The 22,515-nt window shown below is 71.7% G+C and carries 16 protein-coding genes; 10 read left to right on the plus strand and 6 right to left on the minus strand.

Features of this window, described 5'->3' with window-relative positions:
• Window positions 1–42 precede the first annotated feature (42 nt).
• From SSP24_RS39560 to SSP24_RS39575, 4 genes are all read left to right on the plus strand, one after another.
• Window positions 43–1,779 (plus strand): ABC transporter transmembrane domain-containing protein, encoded by a 1,737-nt coding sequence (locus SSP24_RS39560; protein ID WP_141315647.1) that lies wholly within the window; start codon window positions 43–45, stop codon window positions 1,777–1,779.
• The gene (locus SSP24_RS39565) at window positions 1,776–3,551 is read left to right on the plus strand and encodes an ABC transporter ATP-binding protein (protein ID WP_141315649.1); all 1,776 of its coding nucleotides are present in this window, start codon (window positions 1,776–1,778) and stop codon (window positions 3,549–3,551) included. Before SSP24_RS39560 ends, SSP24_RS39565 begins: the two co-directional genes overlap by 4 nt.
• A gap of 273 nt (window positions 3,552–3,824) precedes the next feature.
• Window positions 3,825–5,876: a M4 family metallopeptidase gene (locus tag SSP24_RS39570; RefSeq protein WP_373306815.1), complete on the plus strand. Its 2,052-nt coding sequence runs from the start codon at window positions 3,825–3,827 to the stop codon at window positions 5,874–5,876.
• 64 nt (window positions 5,877–5,940) lie between these two features.
• Complete coding sequence (locus SSP24_RS39575; protein ID WP_141315653.1) at window positions 5,941–6,450, plus strand: DUF1990 domain-containing protein; 510 nt, start codon at window positions 5,941–5,943, stop codon at window positions 6,448–6,450.
• 36 nt (window positions 6,451–6,486) lie between these two features.
• On the opposite strand, the gene SSP24_RS39580 is transcribed toward SSP24_RS39575, so the two are convergent.
• Genes SSP24_RS39580 through SSP24_RS39600 form a run of 5 tightly spaced genes read right to left on the minus strand, consistent with a single transcriptional unit; the run spans window position 6,487 to window position 11,976 of the window.
• Window positions 6,487–7,383 carry a Gfo/Idh/MocA family protein gene (locus SSP24_RS39580; protein WP_167529841.1) on the minus strand — a complete coding sequence of 299 codons (897 nt, stop codon included), beginning with the start codon at window positions 7,381–7,383 and terminating at the stop codon, window positions 6,487–6,489.
• The gene (locus SSP24_RS39585; protein ID WP_167529842.1) at window positions 7,380–8,618 is read right to left on the minus strand and encodes an ROK family transcriptional regulator; all 1,239 of its coding nucleotides are present in this window, start codon (window positions 8,616–8,618) and stop codon (window positions 7,380–7,382) included. Before SSP24_RS39585 ends, SSP24_RS39580 begins: the two co-directional genes overlap by 4 nt.
• A 19-nt stretch (window positions 8,619–8,637) precedes the next feature.
• Window positions 8,638–9,522: a carbohydrate ABC transporter permease gene (locus SSP24_RS39590; RefSeq protein ID WP_141315659.1), complete on the minus strand. Its 885-nt coding sequence runs from the start codon at window positions 9,520–9,522 to the stop codon at window positions 8,638–8,640.
• Window positions 9,519–10,538: a carbohydrate ABC transporter permease gene (locus tag SSP24_RS39595; RefSeq protein WP_141315661.1), complete on the minus strand. Its 1,020-nt coding sequence runs from the start codon at window positions 10,536–10,538 to the stop codon at window positions 9,519–9,521. Before SSP24_RS39595 ends, SSP24_RS39590 begins: the two co-directional genes overlap by 4 nt.
• Before the next feature lie 31 nt (window positions 10,539–10,569).
• Window positions 10,570–11,976, minus strand: a complete 1,407-nt coding sequence (locus SSP24_RS39600; protein WP_141315663.1) for an ABC transporter substrate-binding protein — start codon at window positions 11,974–11,976, stop codon at window positions 10,570–10,572.
• Between the two features lie 126 nt (window positions 11,977–12,102).
• On the opposite strand from SSP24_RS39600, the gene SSP24_RS39605 reads away from it, so the two are divergent.
• The 4 genes from SSP24_RS39605 to SSP24_RS39620 are packed head-to-tail and all read left to right on the plus strand — an operon-like array spanning window position 12,103 to window position 17,510.
• The gene (locus SSP24_RS39605; protein WP_141315665.1) at window positions 12,103–13,149 is read left to right on the plus strand and encodes a zinc-dependent alcohol dehydrogenase; all 1,047 of its coding nucleotides are present in this window, start codon (window positions 12,103–12,105) and stop codon (window positions 13,147–13,149) included.
• A 19-nt stretch (window positions 13,150–13,168) separates the two neighbouring features.
• Complete coding sequence (locus SSP24_RS39610) at window positions 13,169–13,969, plus strand: sugar phosphate isomerase/epimerase family protein (RefSeq protein WP_141315667.1); 801 nt, start codon at window positions 13,169–13,171, stop codon at window positions 13,967–13,969.
• On the plus strand, window positions 13,966–15,564 hold the full coding sequence (locus tag SSP24_RS39615) for an MGH1-like glycoside hydrolase domain-containing protein (protein WP_229866348.1): 1,599 nt from the start codon (window positions 13,966–13,968) through the stop codon (window positions 15,562–15,564). Before SSP24_RS39610 ends, SSP24_RS39615 begins: the two co-directional genes overlap by 4 nt.
• The gene (locus SSP24_RS39620; RefSeq protein ID WP_141315669.1) at window positions 15,561–17,510 is read left to right on the plus strand and encodes an amylo-alpha-1,6-glucosidase; all 1,950 of its coding nucleotides are present in this window, start codon (window positions 15,561–15,563) and stop codon (window positions 17,508–17,510) included. Before SSP24_RS39615 ends, SSP24_RS39620 begins: the two co-directional genes overlap by 4 nt.
• A gap of 36 nt (window positions 17,511–17,546) precedes the next feature.
• Here the strand turns inward: SSP24_RS39620 and SSP24_RS39625 are convergent, their stop codons facing one another.
• The gene (locus SSP24_RS39625) at window positions 17,547–20,165 is read right to left on the minus strand and encodes a glycosyltransferase family 1 protein (protein WP_141315671.1); all 2,619 of its coding nucleotides are present in this window, start codon (window positions 20,163–20,165) and stop codon (window positions 17,547–17,549) included.
• Between the two features lie 268 nt (window positions 20,166–20,433).
• On the opposite strand from SSP24_RS39625, the gene SSP24_RS39630 reads away from it, so the two are divergent.
• Window positions 20,434–21,636 (plus strand): S8 family peptidase, encoded by a 1,203-nt coding sequence (locus SSP24_RS39630; protein WP_141315673.1) that lies wholly within the window; start codon window positions 20,434–20,436, stop codon window positions 21,634–21,636.
• Between the two features lie 216 nt (window positions 21,637–21,852).
• Window positions 21,853–22,515, plus strand: a 663-nt coding sequence (locus SSP24_RS39635) for a maltotransferase domain-containing protein (protein ID WP_141315675.1), incomplete at its 3' end; no start/stop codon positions are given.

The raw sequence follows: 22,515 nt of genomic DNA on the forward strand, positions 1-22,515 counted from the left end.
CCTTCGCCTCACTCGACTCAGTGCCAACGGGAACGGGGAGCGATGATCGACGCGTACGAGGATCCCGGCACGCCCGACAGCCGAAGTCCCGCCCGCTATCTGTGGTGGCTGGTGCGCAGTCAGCCGGGCCGGTCGGTGGCCGGGGCATTGCTGGGGATCATGTCGCTGGCGTTGCTCGCGGTGGTGCCGTATCTGCTGGCCCGCGCGGTCGACGACGGTCTCGAACCCGGTGACCGGGCCGCGCTGATCGGCTGGGCGGCGGCCGTGCTGGTGGCCGGGGCGCTCGACGCCTGGCTGAACATCGCCCGGCACCGCACGATGACCCGGGTGCGGATGGACGCCAACTTCCGCACGGTCAAGGTGGTGGTCGGGCAGGCGGTCCGGCTCGGTGCCTCGCTGCGCCGGCAGGTCGCCGCCGGGGAGGTCGTCACGATCGGCGTGGGCGATGTGCAGACCATCGCCATCTCCCTGACCGTGATCGGCCCGGGCGTCGGCGCGGTCGTCGGGTACGCCGTCGTCGCCGCGCTGCTGCTCGCGGTGTCCCCGCTGCTGGCCGCCGTGATCCTGCTGGGCGTGCCGGTGATCGGCGTCCTGGTCGGGCCGCTGATGGGCCGCCTGCAGGGCACCGAGGCGGCCTACCGGGAACGGCAGGGCGCGCTGACCGCACGCATCGGCGACCTGGCCGGCGGGCTGCGCGTACTGGGCGGGCTCGGCGGCAAGGAGCTGGTCGCGGAGGCCTTCCGCCGCGACTCGCAGCGGCTGCGCGCCGAGGGTTACCGGGTCGGGGCGGTGACCAGCTGGATCCAGGCGCTGGGCCTTGGCCTGCCGACGGTGTTCCTGGCCGTGGTGACCTGGCTCGCGGCCCGGCTGGTGGCCCAAGGGGACATCACCGTGGGCGAGTTGGTGTCCGTGTACGGCTATGTCGCGGTGCTGGTGGTGCCGGTGGCGTACTTCCTGGAGTTCGGCCAGCAGGTCAGCCGGGGGCTGGTGGCCGCGCGCCGGGTCGTACGGTTCCTGCGGCTCGACCCGCTGGACGACGGCGGGACGCACGACGCACCGGCCGAGCCGTCCGTGCTGCACGACCCGGCCTCGGGCGTGCGGGTGCTGCCGGGGCGGCTGACCGCGCTGGCCTGCGAGCGGCCCGCCGACGCCGCCGAGGTCGTCGACCGGCTCGGGCGGTACACGCCGTCGGACGCCACCTGGGGCGGCGTACGGCTGGACGAGATCGCGCTCGCGCAGGTGCGGGAGCGGATCCTGGTGGCGGACCACGAGGCCGACCTGTTCGCCGGGACACTGCGGGACGTGGTCCTCGGACGGCGAGCCGACGCCGACGACGCGGCCGTGGCGCGGGCCGTGCATGCCGCCGTGGCCGACGACATCGTGCGGGGTCTGCCGGACGGGCTCGACTCGCGGATCGACGCCCAGGGGCGCAACCTCTCCGGCGGTCAGCAACAGCGGGTACGGCTGGTGCGGGCGCTGCTGGCCGACCCCGAGGTACTGCTCACTGTCGAGCCGACGTCCGCGCTCGACGCGCACACCGAGGCGGCGGTGGCGGAGCGGATGCGGGAGGCGCGCACGGGCCGTACGACCGTCGTCACCAGCACCTCGCCGCTGCTGCTGGCCCGGGCGGACACCGTGCACTTCCTGGTCGACGGAAAGGTCGCGGCCAGCGGGACGCACGAGGAGCTGCTGGCGCACGCGCCCGGGTACCGGGCGCTGGTGGCGCGGGACGCCGAGGACGACGTGGCGGACATGGATTCCGAGGAGGCCGTGCGATGACGTCGGTGGCCGCTACGACGGACCGCGCGGGCCAGTTGCCCATCGCCGGGCCCGCCGAGGTGCGCCGGGCCATGATGGGGCTGATCCGGGTCGACGGGCGGGCCTTCGCCGCCGTACTGGCGCTGAACGCGCTCGCGGCCGGGGTCGGGCTGGCGGGGCCGTGGCTGCTGGGGATGATCGTCAACGAGGTGCGGGCGGGCGGCGGCGTCGCTGTCGTCGACCGGCTGGCGCTCGCGCTCGTCGGGTGCGCGCTGGCGCAGTTGCTGCTGTCGCGGTGGGCGCGGTACGCCGGGCACCGGTTCGGGGAGCGGACGCTGGCGCGGATCCGGGAGGGGTTCGTCGACCGGGCCCTGTCGCTGCCCGCGTCGGTGGTGGAGCGGGCCGGGACCGGGGATCTGACGGCCCGGGGCACCGCCGACGTCACCGCCGTCGGCACGACGTTGCGGGACGCCGGTCCCGAGCTGCTCATCGCGTCGTTGCAGGTGCTGTTCCTGTTCGGCGCGGTCGTCGCGCTGGACCCGCTGCTGGGCGCCTGCGCGCTGCTGGGCTGGCTCGGCATCTGGTTCCCGCTGCGCTGGTACATGCGCCGGGCTCGCTCCGCCTACCTCGCCGAGGGCGCGGCCACCTCGGACGTCGCCGAGGTGCTCGCGGCCACGGCGACCGGGGCCCGCACGATCGAGGCGTTCGGGCTCCACAAGCGCCGGATCGCGGCGAGCCGGGACGCGCTGGAGGAGGCGCGGCGCACCCGCCTGCACACCCTGTGGCTGCGCAGCGTGTTCTTCCCGCCCGTGGACTTCGCGTACGCCTTCCCGGTCGTCGGCGTGCTGCTGGTCGGGGGCTTCCTGCACGAGCGGGGGACCGTGACCCTGGGAGCGGTGGTGGCGGCCGCGCTGTATCTGCGGCAGGTCACCGAGCCGCTGGACACCATCCTGATCCGGGTGGAGCAGTTGCAGATGAGCAACGCCTCCTTCGCCCGCGTGGAGGGGCTGGCGCTGGCGCCCCGGACGGCTCCGGCCGACACCCCCGACCCGGACGGCGACCGCATCGACGTGACCGGCGTGCGCTATGCCTACGACCGGGGCGGCGAGGTCCTGAGGGGCGTCGATCTGACGATCCGGCCCGGGGAGCGGCTCGCGGTCGTCGGCCCGTCCGGCGCGGGCAAGTCCACGCTGAGCAGGCTGCTGGCCGGGGTCGACGCGCCCAGCGCGGGCAGTGTGACGGTGGGCGGGGTGCCGGTCGCCGGTCTGGGTCCGGAGCGGCTGCGCCGCCAGGTCGTGCTGGTGACGCAGGAGCACCATGTGTTCCTCGGCACGGTCCGCGACAACCTCCTGATCGCCGAACCGGCCGCCACGGACGAGCAGTTGTGGGCCGCGCTCACCGCGGTCGGCGCCGACGCCTGGGTGCGCGAGCTGCCCGACGGCCTCGACACCGAGCTGGGTACGGGAGCGAGCCGCACCGACGGCTCGCAGGCCCAGCAACTCGCCCTCGCCCGCGTCGTCCTGGCCGACCCGCACACGCTGATCCTGGATGAGGCCACCGCGCTGCTCGATCCGACGACCGCCCGGCACACCGAGCGCGCCCTGGCCGCCGTACTGAAGGGCCGTACGGTCATCGCGATCGCGCACCGGCTGCACACCGCGCACGACGCGGACCGGGTGGCGGTGATGGAGTCCGGGCGGATCACCGAACTCGGCACGCACGAGGAGCTGGTGGCGGCGGACGGGGCGTACGCACGGCTGTGGCGGACGTGGCACGGGGAGACGGCCGGGTAAGCACGGGGAGCCGATCGGATAACAGGCGTTCTGTTCGTATACCGAACGCGAACTCCCGGACAACGAACGATTTCCGGCCAAACTTTTGACGCGCTCCTGACAGTCCACGCCCACGGTGTCACGCTTCTCACGGCCACTCCACAGCAACCCCACGTCCACACCGCTGTGTTGTTCCCGTGGCCGCGTGCACCTGGTTTCGCGTTCTGCCCGGACGGCCCATCGCCGTCCGGATCTCCCCTGGCCGCGTGATCCGCGGCCACGCAGAAGGAGTCAGTGTTGAGCAGCAGTTCCTCATCGAGCAACGGTTCCTCCCACAGACGCACCCCCCGCGTAGCGGCCGTCGCCCTCGTCGGCGTCGCCGCCTTCCTCGCCGCCGCCGTGCAGTCCGGCGCCGCGACCGCCGCCCCGGAGAAGGCACCGTCGGCGTCGGCCACGGCGGACCCGGGCGCCCTGCCTGCGAAGCTCACCCCGGCCCAGCGCGCGGCGCTGATCCGCGAGGCGGACGCCGGGAAGGCGGACACGGCACGGGAGCTGAGCCTGGGCGCCCAGGAGAAGCTCCTGGTCCGGGACGTCGTCAAGGACGCCGACGGCACGGTCCACACCCGCTACGAGCGGACGTACGCCGGCCTGCCGGTCCTCGGCGGTGACCTGGTCGTCGAGACGTCGAAGGCCGGGGCGACCGAGTCCGTCACCAAGGCCACCCGCGCCACCATCAAGGTTTCCTCGCTCAACCCGGCCGTCGCCCCCGCGGCGGCGGAGCGGCAGGCGCTCGGCGCCGCCCGCGCCGAGGACGCCAAGAGCCCCGACGTCAGCCGCGAGCCCCGCAAGGTCGTCTGGGCCGCGAGCGGCAAGCCGACCCTCGCCTACGAGACGGTCGTCGGCGGCCTCCAGCACGACGGCACCCCGCAGGAACTGCACGTCATCACCGACGCCACCACCGGCGAGAAGCTGTACGAGTGGGAGGCCGTCAAGAACGGCACCGGGCACACGGTGTACAGCGGCACGGTCCCGCTCACCACGACCCAGTCCGGCTCGACGTACAACCTCACCGACGGAGCGCGCGGCAACCACCGCACGTACAACCTCAACCGCGGCACCTCCGGCACCGGCACGCTCTTCTCCGGTCCGGACGACGTCTGGGGCAACGGCAGCCCGTCCAACCTGGAGTCGGCCGGCGCCGACGCGCACTACGGGGCCGCGCTGACCTGGGACTACTACAAGAACGTGCACGGCCGCAACGGCATCCGCGGCGACGGCGTCGGCGCCTACTCGCGGGTCCACTACGGCAACAACTACGTCAACGCCTTCTGGTCCGACAGCTGCTTCTGCATGACGTACGGCGACGGATCGGGCAACGCCAACCCGCTCGTCTCGATCGATGTGGCCGCGCACGAGATGACGCACGGCCTGACCTCGGCGACCGCCGGACTGATCTACAGCGGCGAGTCGGGCGGCCTGAACGAGGCGACCTCCGACATCCTCGGCGCGGCCGTCGAGTTCTACGCGAACAACTCCTCCGACGTCGGTGACTACCTCATCGGCGAGGAGATCGACATCAACGGCGACGGCACGCCGCTGCGCTACATGGACCAGCCGAGCAAGGACGGCGCGTCGAAGGACAACTGGTACTCGGGCATCGGCTCGATAGACGTCCACTACTCGTCCGGTCCCGCGAACCACTTCTTCTACCTCCTGTCGGAGGGCAGCGGCGCCAAGGTCATCAACGGCGTAAGCTACAACTCGCCGACCGCGGACGGGCTTCCGGTCACCGGCATCGGCCGGGCGAAGGCGGAGCAGATCTGGTTCAAGGCGCTCACCACGAAGTTCACGTCCACCACCAACTACGCGGCCGCCCGCACCGGCACGCTGGCGGTCGCCGGTGAGCTGTACGGCACGACGAGCGCCGAGTACAAGGCGGTGCAGGACGCGTGGGCGGGCGTCGCGGTCGGTTCGCGGCCGGGCGGCCCGGGCGGCGGTACGTCCTTCGAGAACACCGGCGACGTGTCGATCCCGGACAACGGGGCGGCCGTGACGTCGTCGATCGCGGTGACCGGACGGGCGGGCAACGCCCCTTCGAACCTCCAGGTCGGCGTGGACATCATCCACACCTGGCGCGGTGACCTGGTGATCGACCTGCTGGCCCCCGACGGGACGGCGTACCGCCTGAAGAACTTCAGCTCCTCGGACTCGGCGGACAACGTGCAGACGACCTACACGGTCAACGCCTCCTCCGAAACGGCCAACGGCACCTGGCGGTTGAGGGTGCAGGACCAGGCACGGTACGACACCGGCTACATCAACAGCTGGAAACTGACGTTCCCGTAGGCACGTTGGTTATGGCGGCACCCGGCGGGAAGGCGACGCCGGGTGCCGCCCTACTCTTGGCCGCATGTCGTTCACGTACGAGGATGTCGGCGCGACCCGCGAGTCGGGCTTCTGCCCGCCCGGCTTCCACCCCCTGCACGTGCGTACCCGGATCGGCGAGGGCGAGCGGGTGTTCCACCGGGCCGCCGAGGCCCTGTGCACCTGGGAGATGCACCGCGCGATGGGCGTCGGCATCGAGGCCACCGCCGACCGCGCCGCCCCCGGCGTCGACGTCACCGTCACCCTCGCCGGCCTGATCAAGGCCCCCTGCCGCGTCGTCTGGACGCTGTCCGAGTACCGCCGCGCAGGCTGGGCGTACGGCACGCTGACCGGCCACCCGGAGTGCGGCGAGGAGGCGTTCGTGGTGGAGCGGACGGGGGACGGCACGGTGTGGCTGACGGTGTCGGCGTTCAGCCGGGGCGCGAAGTGGTACGCCCGGCTGGGCGGGGCGGCGACTCGGGGGTTCCAGGCGGCGTATGCGCGCAGGTGTGGCACGACCTTGCGGAAGCTGTGCGCGCCGTTCGACGAGGACTGACCCGTTGGCCGCCGGCGTTGCCGTCAAAGCCAGCGGTCACCTCGGTGTGGCCTGCTCGATGAGGGTCTGCAGGTACAGGCCGCGGGCGGCGTCGAGTTCGGTCGGGGTTCGGGTGCGCAGGGCGGTGGCGAAGTCACGCCGGAGGATGGGCCAGCACTCCTCGTGGTCGATGCCGGCGGTGTCGTAGACCGTCGGCGTGCCGGAGCCGAAGAGCTCGATGCGGGTGACGGCGCGCGGCACCTCGACCGCGCCGGACAAGGATGCCTGACTCACAGCGCCGTTCGCGTGTTCACAGGTCAGCTCGATCCAGCGGCGCGGATCTCCGGTGCCGCGGATGTGCGTGATGGGGCCGATCGCGGCGTCGAGGAGGTCGAGGAGGTGCGGACCCAGATCGAGCAGCGCGCCGTGTTCCAGGCGCCAGCCGGTGGCGAACTCCCCGCTCAGGAAGGCGCCGTGAAGGTAACAGGAGCGGGCGCCGGTCACGTCGAGCGTGCGGGCGGTCTCAAGGAAGGCCCGGGTGGTGGGGTGGTAGCGCTTGGTGAGGACGAGTTGGGAGATGACGCCGGCTTCGGCCACGGCGTCCGCGAGCCGCCCTGCCGATGCCAGATCGGGGCCGAGGGGCTTTTCCAGCAGGAGCGCCTTGCCCTGCTTGGCGGCGAGCGGTGCGAGTTCGGCCTGGACGGCGGGCGGCACCGCGAAGGCGACGGCCTCGCAGCGGTCGAGCAGGTCCTCGAAGTCGACCGCGACGTGCGCCCCGTAAGGAGCCGCGGTCTGCTGGGCGGCTTCGGGTCGGCGGGCCCAGACGGCGGCGAGCCGGGTTTCCGGTCCGGCGGCGAGCATGCGGGCGTGCATGGCACGGGCCCAGGGGCCGGCGCCGACGAGACCGACCTCGACGGGACGGTGGGCCCACGAGGCGGGTGTGCTGCTGGTCACGATGTTCCTGTCCGCGGGGGACGGCCCGCATGGTCGGAGAGCATGAGGCGGTTGAGTCGGGCGTCGGCGCGGTCCGGTGCGTAGAGCAACTCGACGACCATGGCGGTGGCGCCGATCAGACCGGCGTGGTCGCCGAGACGTGAGGTGACGATCTGCAGGTTGGCGGTGGTGCGGGGCATGGCGCGCTGGTACAGCAGCTCGCGGACGCCGGTCATGAAAGGGACACCGGAGAGGTCCCCGGCCAGCATCAGCACCCCCGGGTTGAGCAGGGTGACGACGGTGACGAGGACCTCACCGGCCCGTCGGCCGGCCTCCCGGGCGAGGCGGATGGCGTCGGGATGCCCCTCGGTGAGGAGGCGTTTGACGTCGTAACCCGAGGTGGTGTCGACGCCAAGGGCAGACAGTTCCTTGGCCAGGGCCCGGCCGCTGGCGACGGCGGCCAGGCAGCCGTAGGAGCCGCACATGCACAGGGCGTCCGGCCGGTCGTGGAGGCGGATGTGGCCGATGTCGCCGGCTCCTCCGTCGATGCCCCGGTAGACGTCGTTGCCGATGACGACGCCCGCGCCGATGCCGGTGGAGACCTTCACCAGTACGAAGGCGGAGCAGTCCCGGTGGTTGGCCTGGTGCTCGGCCAGTGCCATGAGGTTGGCGTCGTTGTCGACGAACACCGGGACGGGGCCGTCCTCGATGCTGGGCCCGACATGGTCGGCGTAGGCCTTCTGCATGCGTTCGCGGACGGGGTACTGGTCCCAGCCCGGCATGATCGGGGGTTCCACCACCCGGCCCGTCTCCCAGTCCACCGGGCCGGGGACGGACAGTCCGATGCCGCAGACATGGGTGGGTTCGATGCCTGCGGCGGTGATCAGTTCCGGGAACCACGCGGCGAGTTGGTCCAGCACGTGGTCCGGGCCGTCGGTGATGTCCATCGGCCCGGCGTGTTCGGCGAGGATCGTGCCGGCCAGGTCCAGCACGGCGATACGGGCGTGCCGGGTGTCCAGGTCGACGGCGATGACCGACGCGTGGGACGGGTCGAAGACGATCCGGTGGGAAGGCCGGCCGCCGGTGGAGGTACCGGTGGTGTGCCGCAGCCAGCCGGCGCGGTTGAGGAGGTCCAGGCGGTGGCCGACGGTGGAGCGCGACAGGCCGGTGGCGCGTTGCAGGTCGGCGCGGGTGTTGGCGCGGCCGCTGCGGATCAGTTGCAGCAGTTCGCCCGCGCTGACCTGGTTCGGCGTCATGGAAGTTTCCCTCAAGGTGTCAGCTCTTGTCGGCGCCGCTGGTCAGGCCCTCGGTGAGCAGGCGCTCGGCGGCGAAGAACAGAAGTACCACGGGGATCGTCAGCACCACCGATCCGGCCATGAGGACGGTCTTGGAGACCTCGATGCCGTTGGAGAGCTGGGCCAGTCCGAGGGGGACGGTCCACTTGTCGGGCTCGGCGGCCAGGAAGAGCAGGGCGAAGAGGAACTCGTTCCAGGCGATCATGAAGATGTACAGGCCGGTCGCCATGAGGGAGGGCAGGGCGAGCGGCAGGATCACCTTCCGCACGGTCTGCAGCCGGCTTGCGCCGTCGATGGCGGCCGCCTCTTCGATGGAGTAGGGAATGGTGACCAGGTAGTTGCGGAGCATGTAGATCGACACCGGCACGGTCTGGGCGACGTAGACGATGGCGAGTCCGACCAGGCTGGAGGACAGTCCCAGTTTGGCGAAGACGACGAACAGGGGAACGGCCAACAGGGTGGCCGGGAACATGTAGACGGCCAGGAAGAGCGCGTTGACCTGGCGGTGGCCGAAGAACTTCAGCCGGCTCACGGCGTAGGCGCCGGGCACAGCGGCCAGCAGGGTCAGTGCGACCGTGCCGAGAGCGACAAGTGCGGAGTTGAGCAGGAACTTCAGGAAGCCCTGGCCGCCGTCGTCGGTGGAGCGCAGCACGTCCCGGTAGGTGGACAGGGTGAAGTCCTTGGCCGAGACCCACAGGGATCCGGGGTCCAGCAGCAGCGCGTCGATGGGTTTCAGCGACAGCAGCAGCATGTAGTAGAAGGGCACGACGGTGATCACCGCGAGGAACGCGATGACGAACCAGCGCAGGACCGCGAAGAGTCGGTCCTCGAATCGGGCCCGGGTCAGGGCGGCCTTGCGGGTCACGATTCCTCCTGCACCTTGTTGCCGAAGAACTTGAAGTAGAGGCCCAGCAGGATCATGAGCGAGACGGCCAGGACGAGCGCCTGGGCGGCCGCGGCCCCCACGTCGTAGCGGGCGGTGAGGAAGTCGTAGACCCGGACGGCCGCCACGTCGGTGCCCGCGCCCCCGCCGGTCAGCAGGTAGACGTCGTCGAACTTGTTGAAGGTCAGGATGAACCGCAGCACGCACAGCAGGGCGATGACCGGCATCAGCTGGGGCAGCAGGATGTGACGGAAGCGCTGGGTGATGGTGGCGCCGTCCACCAGGGCGGCCTCTTCCAGGCCGTCCGGGACCGCCTGCAACCGGGCGAGGATGAACAGGAAGGCGAAGGGGAAGTAGCGCCAGCACTCGAAGGCGATGACGGTCAGCAGCGCCAGCGGGATGTCGAAGTGCAGGCCGAGCAGGTGCACTTCGTACTCGCGGGTGGAGAGAAAGGCGACGGGGTCGTCCCAGCCGAACAGGCGCCGGCCCCAGTCGTTGACCACGCCGTACTGGGGGCTGAGCGCGACCTCCCAGACGAAGGCCACGGCCACGACGGGGGCGACATAGGGCAGCAGCATCGCGGCGCGCAGCAGACCGCGGCCGCGGAAGGGCTTGCGCAGTGCGAGTGCGGCGACAAGACCGAGGACGACGGAGCCGAGCGTGGCACCCGCGGTGTAGACGAGGGTGGTGGTCAGGCTGGACCAGAAGCCCGCGGAGTCGAAGACCTGGGCGAAGTTGTCCAGGGACCAGTTGCCGAACAGGCCCATGCCCTGGATGTCGACGAGCTTGGCGTTCTGGAACGCCAGCAGCACGGTCCACAGAATGGGCAGGATGACCACCACGAGGACCACGATGAAGGTGGGGGAGACGAACGCGAGGCCCGCACGGTTGGCGCGACGGCTGGCGGTCATCGGGCGGCGGCCCGGGGGCGCGGGACGGTCGGCCGGCCCGGGGCTGATGTCCCGGCGCTGTGGTGCGCCGGCTGGAGCTGTAGTCATGAGGGGACCTTCGTGACGTGCATGCGGGCGGCTACTGCAGAGACTTCTTGAGGGCGGAGACCTCGTCGTCGGCTTCGCGTGCCGCCTCCGAAGGAGAGATCTGGCCGCTGGTCATGCCGCCGATGGCCTTGGGCACGGGCAGCTCACCATTGGTGGCGCCGACGAGCGCTCCTTCGCCCTGGGTGATGCCCCAGCGCCGCATGTTGCTGACGCCGTCGGCGAGCTGGTTGAGCAGGCTCGCGGGGTAGACCTGGTCGAAGGGCTTTTTGGTGTCGACGCCGATCTCGCTGTGACGCCAGGCGTCGATGTAGCGCTCGGGCTGTGCGGCGGTGCCGTGCCGGACGGGGATCTTGCCCTCGGGCGCCATGCCGAACCAGGACTCGTAGCCGGTGCCCATCATGTACTCGATGAACTCGCGGGAGGCGTCCGTCTCGGCGGTCTTGGTGGTCACCCATGAGGTGATCTCGCCGAACTGCGCGGCCTCCTTGGCGTCGGGGCCCTGCATCGCCGTCACGATGCCGCTGTTGGACGAGAGGTACTCCGGGTCCTTCCGGCACTCGGGGCAGCTGGGCAGGGCGTCCTTGCGCAGGCCGGCGAGTTCGTCGAGCAGGAACGAGGACCAGATGATCATCGAGGACTGGCCCGCGAAGTAGGTGGCCCGGGTGGAGTCCACGGTCTGGGTGCCCGGGGCGCCGTAGACGCGCGCGAGTTCGTCGTAGGCCTTGAACGCGGTTTCGCACTGCGGGGATTCAAGGGCGACTTCGTGCCGGCTGTCGACCAGTTGGCAGTCGTTGGCCAGGGCCAGGCTCTCGAAGCTCTGCGAGGTGAAGACGTCACCGGGGTCCGTGGCGGCCGACATGCCGTCGTGTCCCTTGGTGGTGAGTGCCTTGGCGGCGGCCAGGGCCCGCGCGTAGGTGTCGGGGGCCGCGAGGTCCTGCCGGCCGAACTGGTCCTTGCGGTAGACCAGCAGCTGAAGCCAGGCGTCGGAGGGCACGCCGAGGCTGGTGTTCCCGTCGGAGGTCAGGTCCAGGGCGTTGGCGTTGAAGGTGCCGCGCCCCAGCTCGGTGATGATCTCCTTCGGTATGTCCGTGTTGAGCAGGCCGTTGGTGTACATCTGCCAGACCTGGCCCATCGGGGCCGCGCCGATGACGTCCGGCAGTGTGCCGGAGGCCGCCGCCGACATGATCAGTTGAGGCATCTGTCCCTCGTCGACCCCGACGAGACGGACCTTGACGCCGGTCTGCTTCTCGAACCCGTCGATGATCTTCTGCTGCGCCGCGACGCGGTCCGGCAGGTTCTCCTGGGACCAGACCGTGATCTCGCGATCGGGCTTCCCGGGCCCCGTGCCGCCGCTCGAACAGCTGGTGAGCAGCCCGAATCCCAGGGCTGCCGTGACGCCCACCGCGATCGTCGTCGATCGCCGGCTCTTGGTGCGCATTGCGTGTCCTCGTTCCGACTTACGTCCACTGAGCACGCATCACAGCACCACTTTTGCGTGTTGACAAGACATAAGTTGAAGCTATTGTCGACGCAACCGCCACCCGCAACCCTTCCGGAGCCCTCCGTGGAACGCGTCGTCCAATTCACCGGCCCCCGCCAGGTGGAGGTAGCCGAGCACGTCAGAGCCGATCTACCGCCCGGGCACCTCCGAGTCCGCACCCGCTACTCGGGCATCTCGGCCGGCACCGAACTCACGGCCTACCGCGGCACCAACCCGTATCTGACGCGGACCTGGGACCCCGAGGCCCGGCTGTTCCGCGACGGCGCGGCCGGCATCCAGTACCCGGTGGCCGGCTGGGGCTACTCGGAGGTGGGCGAGGTCGTCGAGGTCTCCCCGGAGCTGGCGGGCACCGCAGGGCTGCCCCAGCCCGGCGACCTGGTGTGGGGCATATGGGGCCACCGCAGCGAGGGCATCGTCCCCGCCGAGCGCATGATCGGCCACACCCTGCCCGCCGGTGTCGAACCCCTGGCCGGCGCCTTCGCCCGGGTCGGAGCCATCGCGTACAACGCCGTCCTGGCCGGTGACATCCACCTCGGTGAGGACGTCGCCGTGTTCGGGCAGGGCGTCATCGGCCTGCTCACCACCCGCCTCGCCCAGCTCAACGGCGCACGCGTCACCGCCGTCGACGCGCTCGACGGTCGTCTGGAGACCGCCAAGCGGTATGGCGCACATAACACCCTGAACGCCCGCACCGACGCCGTCGCCGAACGCATCCGCGAGGCCACCGCCGGCCTCGGCGCCGACCTCGCCATCGAGATCAGCGGCGTCTACCCGGCCCTGCACGAGGCCCTGCGTTCGGTCGCCGTCGGCGGCCGCGTGGTGGCGTCCGGCTTCTACCAGGGCGACGGCATCGGCCTGCGCCTGGGCGACGAGTTCCACCACAACCGCGTACAGCTCGTCTGCTCCCAGATCGGCGGCGTTCCCCCGCAATTGTCGGGCCGCTGGACGGTCGAGCGCCTGCAGCAGACCTTCCTGCGGCTGGTCGCCGAGGGACAGGTGGACGTCGCCTCACTGGTGAGCCACGTGGTCCCGGCCGCCGACGCCGCCGACGCGTATGTGCTGCTGGACGAGCGCCCCGCGGACGCGCTGCAGGTCGTGCTGGAATTTTGAGAGTTCTGAAAGGCCCCTCATGCTCAACACCGCCGTTCAGGAGCAACTCCTGCCCGGAGACACCCTGCAGGCCAAGTGGGACTTCGCCCAGCAGGCCGGCTACGACGCCATCGAACTGCGCGGCAAGGGCGACTCCCATTTCGCCTCCCGCCTCGACGAACTGAAGCAGGCCCGCAAGGACGGTGTGGTCATGCCGACCGTGTGCGTCGACATGCTGCACTTCCTCGGCGCCTTCGACGACGAGCAGCGCCGCGACGCGATCGCGCAGATGAAGTCCCAGCTCACCGTGATCGCCGAGATCGGCGGCCTGGGCGCCCAGACCCCGGCCTCCTACGGCATGTTCTCCCGCCGCCTGCCGCCCTTCGAACCCCCGCGCAGCGAGCAGGAGGACCGCGAGGTACTGCTGACCGGCCTCGCCGAACTGGGCGAGCACGCCCGCAAGGAGGGCGTCACCCTCTTCCTGGAGCCCCTCAACCGGTACGAGGACCACATGGTCAACCGGCTCGACCAGGCCGCCGACCTGATCCGCGCGACCGGCCTGGACTCCCTGAAGATCGGCATCGACAGCTACCACATGAACATCGAGGAGAGCGACCCCGCCGCCGCGATCCTCGCCCACGCCGACGTCATCGGCCACGCCCAGGTCTCCGACTCCAACCGCTTCCAGCCCGGCGCCGGACACCTCGACTGGCCCGCCTGGCTCGGCGCCCTGCACACCATCGGCTACGACGGCTACCTGGCCGTCGAGTGCCGCCTGACCGGCGACCCCGTCGACGCCGTGCGTTCCGTGCCCGCCTTCCTCAAGAGGTCCGGCGCGTGAAGACCCTCCTGGACCGGCCCGCGCCCACCGCCGCCGCAGCCCTGACACTGCGGCGCGGTGCGGTGCGGGTCCTGTTCGACAACTGGACCGGCACCTCCACCGTTCCCTCCCGCACCCTCTACCCCCACCAGTGGAGCTGGGACTCCGCCTTCATAGCCATCGGGCTGCGTCATCTGTCGGTCCGCCGCGCACAGCAGGAACTGGAGTCCCTGCTGGCCGGACAGTGGGCGGACGGGCGCATACCGCACATCCTCTTCAACCCCGCCCTGCCGCACGACGCCTACTTCCCGAGCCCCGACTTCTGGCAGTCCTCCCACGCCGGCCGGGCAGCGGGCGCCCCAACGGCGCCCGAGAGCTCGGGCATCGTCCAGCCCCCGGTACACGGTCTCGCGGCCTGGCTCGTGCACCGGGCCGACGCCGGCGCATCGCGGCGCCGGGGCTTCCTGGCCCGCGTCTATCCCCGGCTCGCGGCCTGGCACGACTACCTCCTCACCCGCCGTGACCTCGGCGGCGGGGGCCTGGCGGCCGTCGTCCACCCGTGGGAACCCGGCATGGACAACAGCCCGTGCTGGGACCGGCCCCTGCAGCGCGTCGCGCCCGCGCCGCCCGACGCCTTCCACCGCGCGGACCTGGACCACGGCCACCCCGCCGACCGCCCCACCGACCTGGACTACGGCCGCTACGTCCGCCTGGCCACCGACTACCGCGAGGCGGGCTACGACGACCGTGCGACCCGGCACGGCTTCGCCGTGGAAGACCCCTGCTTCAACGCGCTCCTGATCGTCAGTGAGCTGGCGCTGGCCGCCATGGCCCGGGACCTGGGCGCGGCCGCCGAACCCCACACGGCGCGCGCCGAGGAGCTGACCCGCCGACTGGTGGGCCGGCTCTGGGACGACGACGCCGGCCTGTTCCGCGTGCGCGACCTGGGCAGCGACACCCTGGTCGACGAGCGGAGCGTCAGCGGTCTGATCCCGCTCGTCGTCCCGCACCTGCCGACCGGCATCGTCGGCCGGCTGCGCGAGACGCTCGACGGCCCGCACTTCACGGCACCGGCCACACGACTGGTCCCCAGCTACGACCTGACCGGCCACGCCTTCGCCCCCACGCGCTACTGGCGCGGCCCGGCCTGGTTCAACACCGCCTGGCTGATCCACCGCGGACTGAGCACCCACGGTCACCATGAGGAGGCCGAACGCCTCCGACAGGGCTTCCTCGCCGAGGCGGGACGGTCGGAGTTCGCCGAATACGTCGACCCCACCACCGGAGCCGCCCGCGGCACCCGTCACTTCTCGTGGACTGCGGCTCTGACCCTCGACCTGCTGAGCGGCGAGCACCTGCCGGGCGGCGAGGACTTGCCGCGGGCCGAGGGCCTGCTGGGCGCCGAGGGCCTGCTGGGCGCCGAAGCCCTGCCGCCCGCCGGTGACCTTCGCCCCACCGCCGAAGCCCTGCCGCCCGCCAGTGACCCGCCACCCGCCGGTAACCTTCCGCCCGCCACCGAAGCCCTACCGCCCGCCGGTGACCTTCGGCTCGCCGCCGAAGACCTACCGCCCGCCGGGGCTCCGCTGCGCGCCTACCCCGAGGAGACCACACGATGACCGCGGCCGACACCCGCGTCCAGCTGGTGCGCGACGCCACCTTCGCCCGCATCGGCACCGACGGCGGCATCACCGGCACCCGCGGCAGCGCACCCGACGGACTGTTCCTGCGCGACGCCCGCCACCTCAGCCGCTGGCAGCTGACCGTCGACGGCACCAGCCCCGTGGCCCTGGTGCCCGCCACGGCGGAGACGGACCACACCGCCGGCAGCGTCCTGACCCCCAAGGGCACGCGGGACAACCCGCCCGCCTACACCGTCTTCCGCCAACAGACCGTCACTGCAGGGATGTTGACCGAACATCTGCGCCTGGTCAGCAACCGCCCCGACCCGGTGACCGCCCGCGTCCACCTCACCGTCGACGCCGACTTCGCCGACCTGTTCGAGCTGCGCGCGGACGACCGGCGCTACCTGAAGCCCGGCGCCCGGTACGAGACACGGCCCACGGACGAGGGCCTGCGCTTCGACTACCGGCGAGGCGAATGGCACGCCCGAACCACCGTCACCAGCCGCCCGGCCCCCGACGCCGTCGAACCCTCGCCGACGGCACCGGAGTCGACCGCCCGCACCCTGACCTGGACCCTGGAACTCGACGGACACGGCCAGGCCGACCTTCAGCTGACCGTCCGCGCCCACCCGCACGGGCCGGCGGCCCACCTCGCGGCCGTGCCGCACCCGCACCCGCACCCGCAGACTCCGACGGCGACGGACGACTTCTCCCGCACCTGCGAACGAGGCCTGGCCGACGTGGACCTGCTGACCATCCCGGTCACCGGCGTCGACGGCGAGGAGGTGTACGCTCCCGCCGCCGGCATCCCGTGGTTCCTCACGCTGTTCGGCCGTGACTCCCTGCTGACGTCGTACTTCCTGCTGCCCTACCGGCCCCAGACGGCCGCCGCCACCCTGAGTGCGCTCGCCGCGACCCAGGGACAGCGCTACGACACCTTCAGCGGCGAGCAGCCCGGACGGATCGTCCACGAGACCCGCCACGGCGAACTCGCCCACTTCCGCCAGGTCCCCTACGGCCGCTACTACGGCGCCGTCGACGCCACCCCCCTGTTCCTGATCCTGCTCCAGGCCCACCACGAGACGACCGGTGACCGCTCCCTGGCCGTCCGCCTGGAGCGGCACGCCCGGCAGGCCGTGGACTGGATGCTCACCGACGGCGGCCTGGAGAAGCACGGCTACCTCGTCTACACCCCCGACCCGGGCGGCCTGGTCAACCAGAACTGGAAGGACTCCGCGGGCGCCATCTGCTTCACCGACGGCACCCAGGCCGAGGGCCCGATCGCGGTGTCGGAAGCCCAGGGCTACGCCTACGACGCACTCGTGCGCACAGCGGACCTCGCCCAGCACGTCTGGCGGGACGAGGCGTACGCGCACCGCCTGCGCGAGACCGCCGCCCGGCTGAGGGATCGCTTCCTGACGGACTTCTGGATGCCGGGGGCCGACTTCCCGGCCCTCGCTCTGGACGGCGACGGCCGCCAGGTCGACGCCCTCGCGTCGGACGCGGGGCACCTGCTGTGGTCGGGCATCCTCGACACGGACCACGCTCACCGGGTGGGCAGGCGCCTGCTGGAGCCGGACTTCTTCTCCGGGTGGGCCATCCGTACCCTGGCCGCAGGCCAGCAGCCGTACCACCCGCTGTCGTACCACCGCGGCAGCGCCTGGCCGCACGACAACGCCGTCATCGCCCTGGGCCTGGCCCGTCACGGGCTCGCCGACGAGGTCGCCACGGTCGCCGAAGGCCTCATCGCGGCGGCGGCCCGGCACGGCTACCGCCTGCCCGAGGTCATCGCCGGCTATGCCCGCACCGCGACCGCGGGCCCCGTTCCCTACCCCCACGCCTGCTCGCCCCAGGCGTGGGCGGCTGCGACACCGCTCGCCCTGCGGACGGCACTGCGGCAGGTCCGGCGGGACGTCCCTGCCCCCCACCCCGCCACATGACGGGGTGGGCGGCATCTGCGGGGCCGAGCCCCAGTCCTACCTAAGCAACACCCCCGCCCCCTCCACCACATCCCCCGCCGGCACCGCCACCAGCCCCAGCTCCGCGCTCGTCGCCAGCAGCCGGTGCGCGGGCAGGATGCGGACCGTGTAGCCGTACGGCCCCGTCCGGTCCAGGGACAGCGGGCCCTCGTACATCCACCGGCCCTCCAGGTCGGGCCCGCCCGCCGGTTTCAGCGGCACCGTCGACGCGTCGGCGATGCGGTCCTCGGAGTCCACGCGGCCCGAGACCGCCTGGACCTCCACGTCGTCGGGGGCGAGGTCGCCGAGGGCGACGCGGACGCGGAGGGTGAGGGTGGAGCCGAGTTCGGCCGTCGCCGTGGTGGCGGAGGTCTCGACGTGGTCGACCCGCACGCCGTGCCAGGACCGGCGCAACCGGGCCTTCCACTCGGCCAGTTCACGCGCCGCGTCCGGGTCCATCGTGCGATGGGCGCGGGCCGCGGGGGCGTACAGCCGCTCCACGTACTCGCCGACCATCCGGCCCGCCAGCACCTTCGGGCCGAGCAGCATGAGCGTCTGGCGGACCATCTCGATCCAGCGGTCGGGCAGGCCGCCGGGCCCCTGCTCGTAGAAGCGGGGAGTGATGCGCTGTTCGAGCAGGTCGTACAGCGCGGCCGCCTCGATGGCGTCGCGGCGGTCGGGGTCGGTGCCCGCGCCGTCGGCGGTCGGGATCGCCCAGCCGAAGTCGGGCTGGAACCACTCGTCCCACCAGCCGTCCAGGACGGAGAGGTTGAGGCAGCCGTTGAGCGCGGCCTTCATGCCGCTGGTGCCGCAGGCCTCCAGGGGGCGCAGGGGGTTGTTCAGCCAGATGTCGCAGCCGGGGTAGAGCTTCTGCGCCATCGCCATGCCGTAGTCGGGCAGGAACACGATCCGGTGCCGCACCCGCGGGTCGTCGGCGAACCGCACCAGCTCCTGGATCAGCCGCTTGCCGCCGTCGTCGGCCGGGTGCGCCTTGCCCGCGACCACGATCTGGATCGGCCGCTCGGGGTGCAGCAGCAGGTCCATCAGCCGGTCACGGTCGCGCAGCATCAGCGTCAGACGCTTGTACGACGGGACGCGCCGGGCGAATCCGATGGTGAGGACGTCCGGGTCGAGCACGCCGTCGATCCAGCCCAACTCGGCCGTCCCGGCCCCGCGTTGCCGCCAGGAGGCCCGCAGCCGCTCCCGTACCTCGGTCACCAGCTGCTCCCGCAGACTGCGGCGCAGCTCCCAGATGTCCTGGTCGGGGATGTCGGCGACCGCGTCCCAACGGTCTCCGCCGCCGCCGGTGAAGGCGTCCTCGGCGCGCTCGGCGCCGACCTGCCGGGCGCCGAGCTGGAAGACCTCGGGGGCGATCCAGGTCGGGGCGTGCACGCCGTTGGTGACGGAGGTGATCGGCACCTCGTCGGGGTCGAATCCCGGCCAGAGCCCGGAGAACATCTCACGGCTGACGTTGCCGTGCAGCAGGGAGACACCGTTGGCGCGCTGGGCCAGGCGCAGGCCCATCACGGCCATGTTGAACAGGTTGGGTTCCCCACCCGGATACGTCTCCATGCCGAGCTGGAGGATGCGCTCGACGTCGATGCGCGGGAGCTCGGCGTCGGGCCCGAAGTGCCGGGCTACCAGCTCGCGGTCGAAGCGGTCGATGCCGGCCGGGACGGGCGTGTGGGTGGTGAAGACGGTACCGGCGCGGACGGCTTCCAACGCGGAGTCGAAGCCCAGCCCGGCATCGCCCAGCTCGGCGATCCGCTCCAGCCCCAGGAACCCGGCGTGCCCCTCGTTCGTATGAAAAACCTCGGGCTGGGGATGCCCGGTGAGCCGGCAGTACGTCCGCACGGCCCGCACACCCCCTATCCCGAGCAGCATCTCCTGCAACAGCCGATGCTCACTGCCACCGCCGTACAGCCGGTCGGTCACGCCTCTCTCGCGGAGGTCGTTGTCCTCGATGTCCGAGTCGAGCATCAGCAGCGGCACCCGGCCGACCTGGGCCAGCCAGATCCGGGCGCGCAGGTGCCGGCCGCCGGGCAGGGCGAGGGTGACCTGGGCGGGCGTGTCGTCCGCCTCCTTGAGCAGGACGAGGGGCAGCTCGTGGGGGTCGAGGACGGGGTAGTGCTCCTGCTGCCAGCCGTCCCGGGAGAGGGTCTGCCGGAAGTAGCCGTGCCGGTAGAGCAGCCCGACCCCGATCAGCGGTACGCCGAGGTCGCTGGCCGCCTTGAGATGGTCACCGGCGAGGATGCCGAGGCCGCCGGAGTACTGCGGCAGGGCTGCCGTGATGCCGAACTCCGGGGAGAAGTAGGCGACGGCGGTGGGCAGTTCACCGGACTGCGCCTGATACCAGCGCTCCCCGGTGACGTAGTCGTTGAGGTCGTCGGTCACGGTGGTCAGCCGGCGCAGAAAACGGCGGTCCTCGGCCAGCTCGGCGAGCCGCGCGGGCGGGACGCTCCCCAGCAGCCGCACCGGGTCACCGCCCGACGCGGCCCACCGCTCCGGATCGACGGACTGGAACAGCTCGCGCGTCTCCGTGTGCCAGGACCAGCGCAGATTCCGCGCCAGATCACTGAGCGGCCGAAGGGGTTCGGGGAGAACGGGTCGGACAGTGAATCGACGGATCGCCTTCACATTCCACCTCGTCAGCGTGCGGAAGAAGGACGCACAGCGGTGTGCGTCCCGTCATCGATATCGACGGTAGTGGCTACCCGGCGCCGCCGTGGCCGACTCCGGGCGTGGCCTTGAAACGGCCTTCATCCGCCCTCCGTGGGCGATATGGCCGATTCCGCCCGCACACGCGTCCTTGTGGTGGTTCACACCGCACGAGAGGCTGCCAACCGGCGTGCCGCGCCGCGCGGGCGGAGCGGTGGGCGTCGAAGTGAGGAGGGGAACGCAGACCATGGCACGGACGCGAATATGGCGTCTGCGCCGGGTGGGGGGCCTGACCGCGGTGGCATGTGCCGTGGTCCTCTTGGCCGGTGTCCCACCCGCGCAGGCCGCACCGGAGGGGCGGATCCTCGGGGCCGGAGCACCCGGTTCCGTCAGCGGCAGTTACGTGGTGACGCTCAAGGGGGGTACGACGGCGTCGTCGGCGGACGGTCAGGGCATCGCCGACCAGTACGGGGCGAGAATCAGCCATGTCTACGGCAGCGCGCTGAACGGGTACGCCGTACGGGCCGACGAGAGACAGGCGAAGCGGCTCGCGGCCGATCCGCGCGTCGCCTCCGTCGTCCAGGACACCCGCGTGGTCGCCGAACACACCCAGAAGAACCCGCCGTCCTGGGGGCTGGACCGCGTCGACCAGCGGAATCTGCCCCTCGATCGGCGCTACACCGCACCTCCGTCGGCAGGCAGCGGGGTCACGGTGTACGTGATCGACACCGGCATCCGGATCAGCCACAAGGAGTTCGGCGGACGGGCCAGTTACGGCTGGGACTTCGTCGGCCGGGACAGGAGCGCGGGCGACGGGAACGGCCACGGCACGCACATCGCCGCCACCATCGCCGGCAGAAACCTGGGCATCGCCAAGAAGGCAAAGGTCGTCGCCGTACGCGTGCTCGACAACGCAGGCGGCGGTACGACCGCCCAGGTCATCGCCGGGATCGACTGGGTGACCCGACACGCCCGCAAACCGGCCGTCGCCAACCTCAGCCTGGGCGGCTTCCACAACGCCCAACTGGACGCCGCCGTACGCAACTCCATCGCCTCCGGCGTCACGTACACCGTCGCCGCGGGCAACGACGGCCTCCCGGCCGGGCTCTACTCCCCGGCGGGCGTCCGCGAGGCGATCACCGTCGGCGCCACGAACCGCACCGACGCCCGGCCGTCGTTCTCGAACTACGGCTCGGCACTGGACCTGTTCGCGCCAGGCGTGTCGATCACCTCCGCGAGCCACCGGAGCGACACCGCCAGGGCGACCTTCTCCGGTACGTCGATGGCGTCCCCGCACGTCGCGGGCGCGGCCGCGCTCCATCTGGCCGGTCGGCCGAAGTCCACACCGGCGCAGGTCTCCAAGGCGCTGGTGGCGGGCGCGGTCTCCGGAAAGGTCTCCGGGCGGGGCCTCGGTTCACCGAACAAACTTCTTCAAGTACCGCGGTCGTAGCGGCGTATTCCAGACCTGGTGCCAGCATCGGTCCCGTTCCTGCCGAACGGGGCCGGTCTTGTGCGTAGACATACGCGTGAGTAGTTAACAAAGTTCCGGATTGCCCACCCGAATAGGGTGGGAAGGCTCCTGCGGTACGCCCCACAGGTACACCCGCGCACGACCCCACCTCCCCACAGCCATCCGCCCATCCACTTGACGCGGAACGGAGCGGTGATGCCCGCCACGCACCACTCGTCAGCACCCCTGACAGCCAGCACCGACAGCGCCGAAGCACTCTCCGTGCGCCCGGTCGACGCCGGTTCGCCGGCCCCGGAGTCACCCTCCGCGGGCGACGTCACCGCCGTCGGGCGCATACCGGTCCTCGACGTCCGCCCGATCGTCCAGCACGGGCGCCGGCCCGCGAAGGCGGTGACCGGCGAGACGTTCGAGATCTCGGCCACCGTGTTCCGCGAGGGCCATGACGCGGTCGCCGCCAACCTCGTGCTGAAGGATCCGGACGGCCTGCCCGGCCCCTGGACGCCGATGCGCGAACTCGCCCCCGGCACCGACCGCTGGGGCGCCACCGTCACCGCCGGCCGGCCCGGCCTGTGGACGTACACCGTGGAGGCGTGGGGCGATCCGGTCAGCACCTGGCGCCACCACGCCCAGATCAAGATTCCCGCGGGGATCGACACGGACCTGGTCCTGGAGGAGGGCGCACGGCTGTACGAACGCGCCGCCGAAGGGACGCCCGACAGCGAGCGGTTCGTGCTCCGCACCGCCGTCGCCGCACTGCGCGACGAGACCCGCCCCGCCGCCTCCCGGCTGGCCGCCGCGTTGACGCCGGAGGTCGATGCGGTGCTCGCGGCGTATCCGCTGCGGGAGTTGGTGACCGCG

This window comes from Streptomyces spinoverrucosus, from assembly GCF_006539505.1.
Classification (GTDB): Bacteria; Actinomycetota; Actinomycetes; order Streptomycetales; family Streptomycetaceae; genus Streptomyces; species Streptomyces spinoverrucosus.

What these genes read in the sequence shown, in the direction of transcription:
- SSP24_RS39620 (WP_141315669.1), top strand. Translation starts at nt 15,561, where the DNA reads ATGACCGCGGCCGACACCCGCGTCCAGCTGGTGCGCGACGCCACCTTC.
- SSP24_RS39595 (WP_141315661.1), bottom strand. Translation starts at nt 10,538, where the DNA reads ATGACTACAGCTCCAGCCGGCGCACCACAGCGCCGGGACATCAGCCCC.
- SSP24_RS39575 (WP_141315653.1), top strand. Translation starts at nt 5,941, where the DNA reads ATGTCGTTCACGTACGAGGATGTCGGCGCGACCCGCGAGTCGGGCTTC.
- SSP24_RS39600 (WP_141315663.1), bottom strand. Translation starts at nt 11,976, where the DNA reads ATGCGCACCAAGAGCCGGCGATCGACGACGATCGCGGTGGGCGTCACG.
- SSP24_RS39565 (WP_141315649.1), top strand. Translation starts at nt 1,776, where the DNA reads ATGACGTCGGTGGCCGCTACGACGGACCGCGCGGGCCAGTTGCCCATC.
- SSP24_RS39630 (WP_141315673.1), top strand. Translation starts at nt 20,434, where the DNA reads ATGGCACGGACGCGAATATGGCGTCTGCGCCGGGTGGGGGGCCTGACC.
- SSP24_RS39560 (WP_141315647.1), top strand. Translation starts at nt 43, where the DNA reads ATGATCGACGCGTACGAGGATCCCGGCACGCCCGACAGCCGAAGTCCC.
- SSP24_RS39610 (WP_141315667.1), top strand. Translation starts at nt 13,169, where the DNA reads ATGCTCAACACCGCCGTTCAGGAGCAACTCCTGCCCGGAGACACCCTG.
- SSP24_RS39585 (WP_167529842.1), bottom strand. Translation starts at nt 8,618, where the DNA reads ATGACGCCGAACCAGGTCAGCGCGGGCGAACTGCTGCAACTGATCCGC.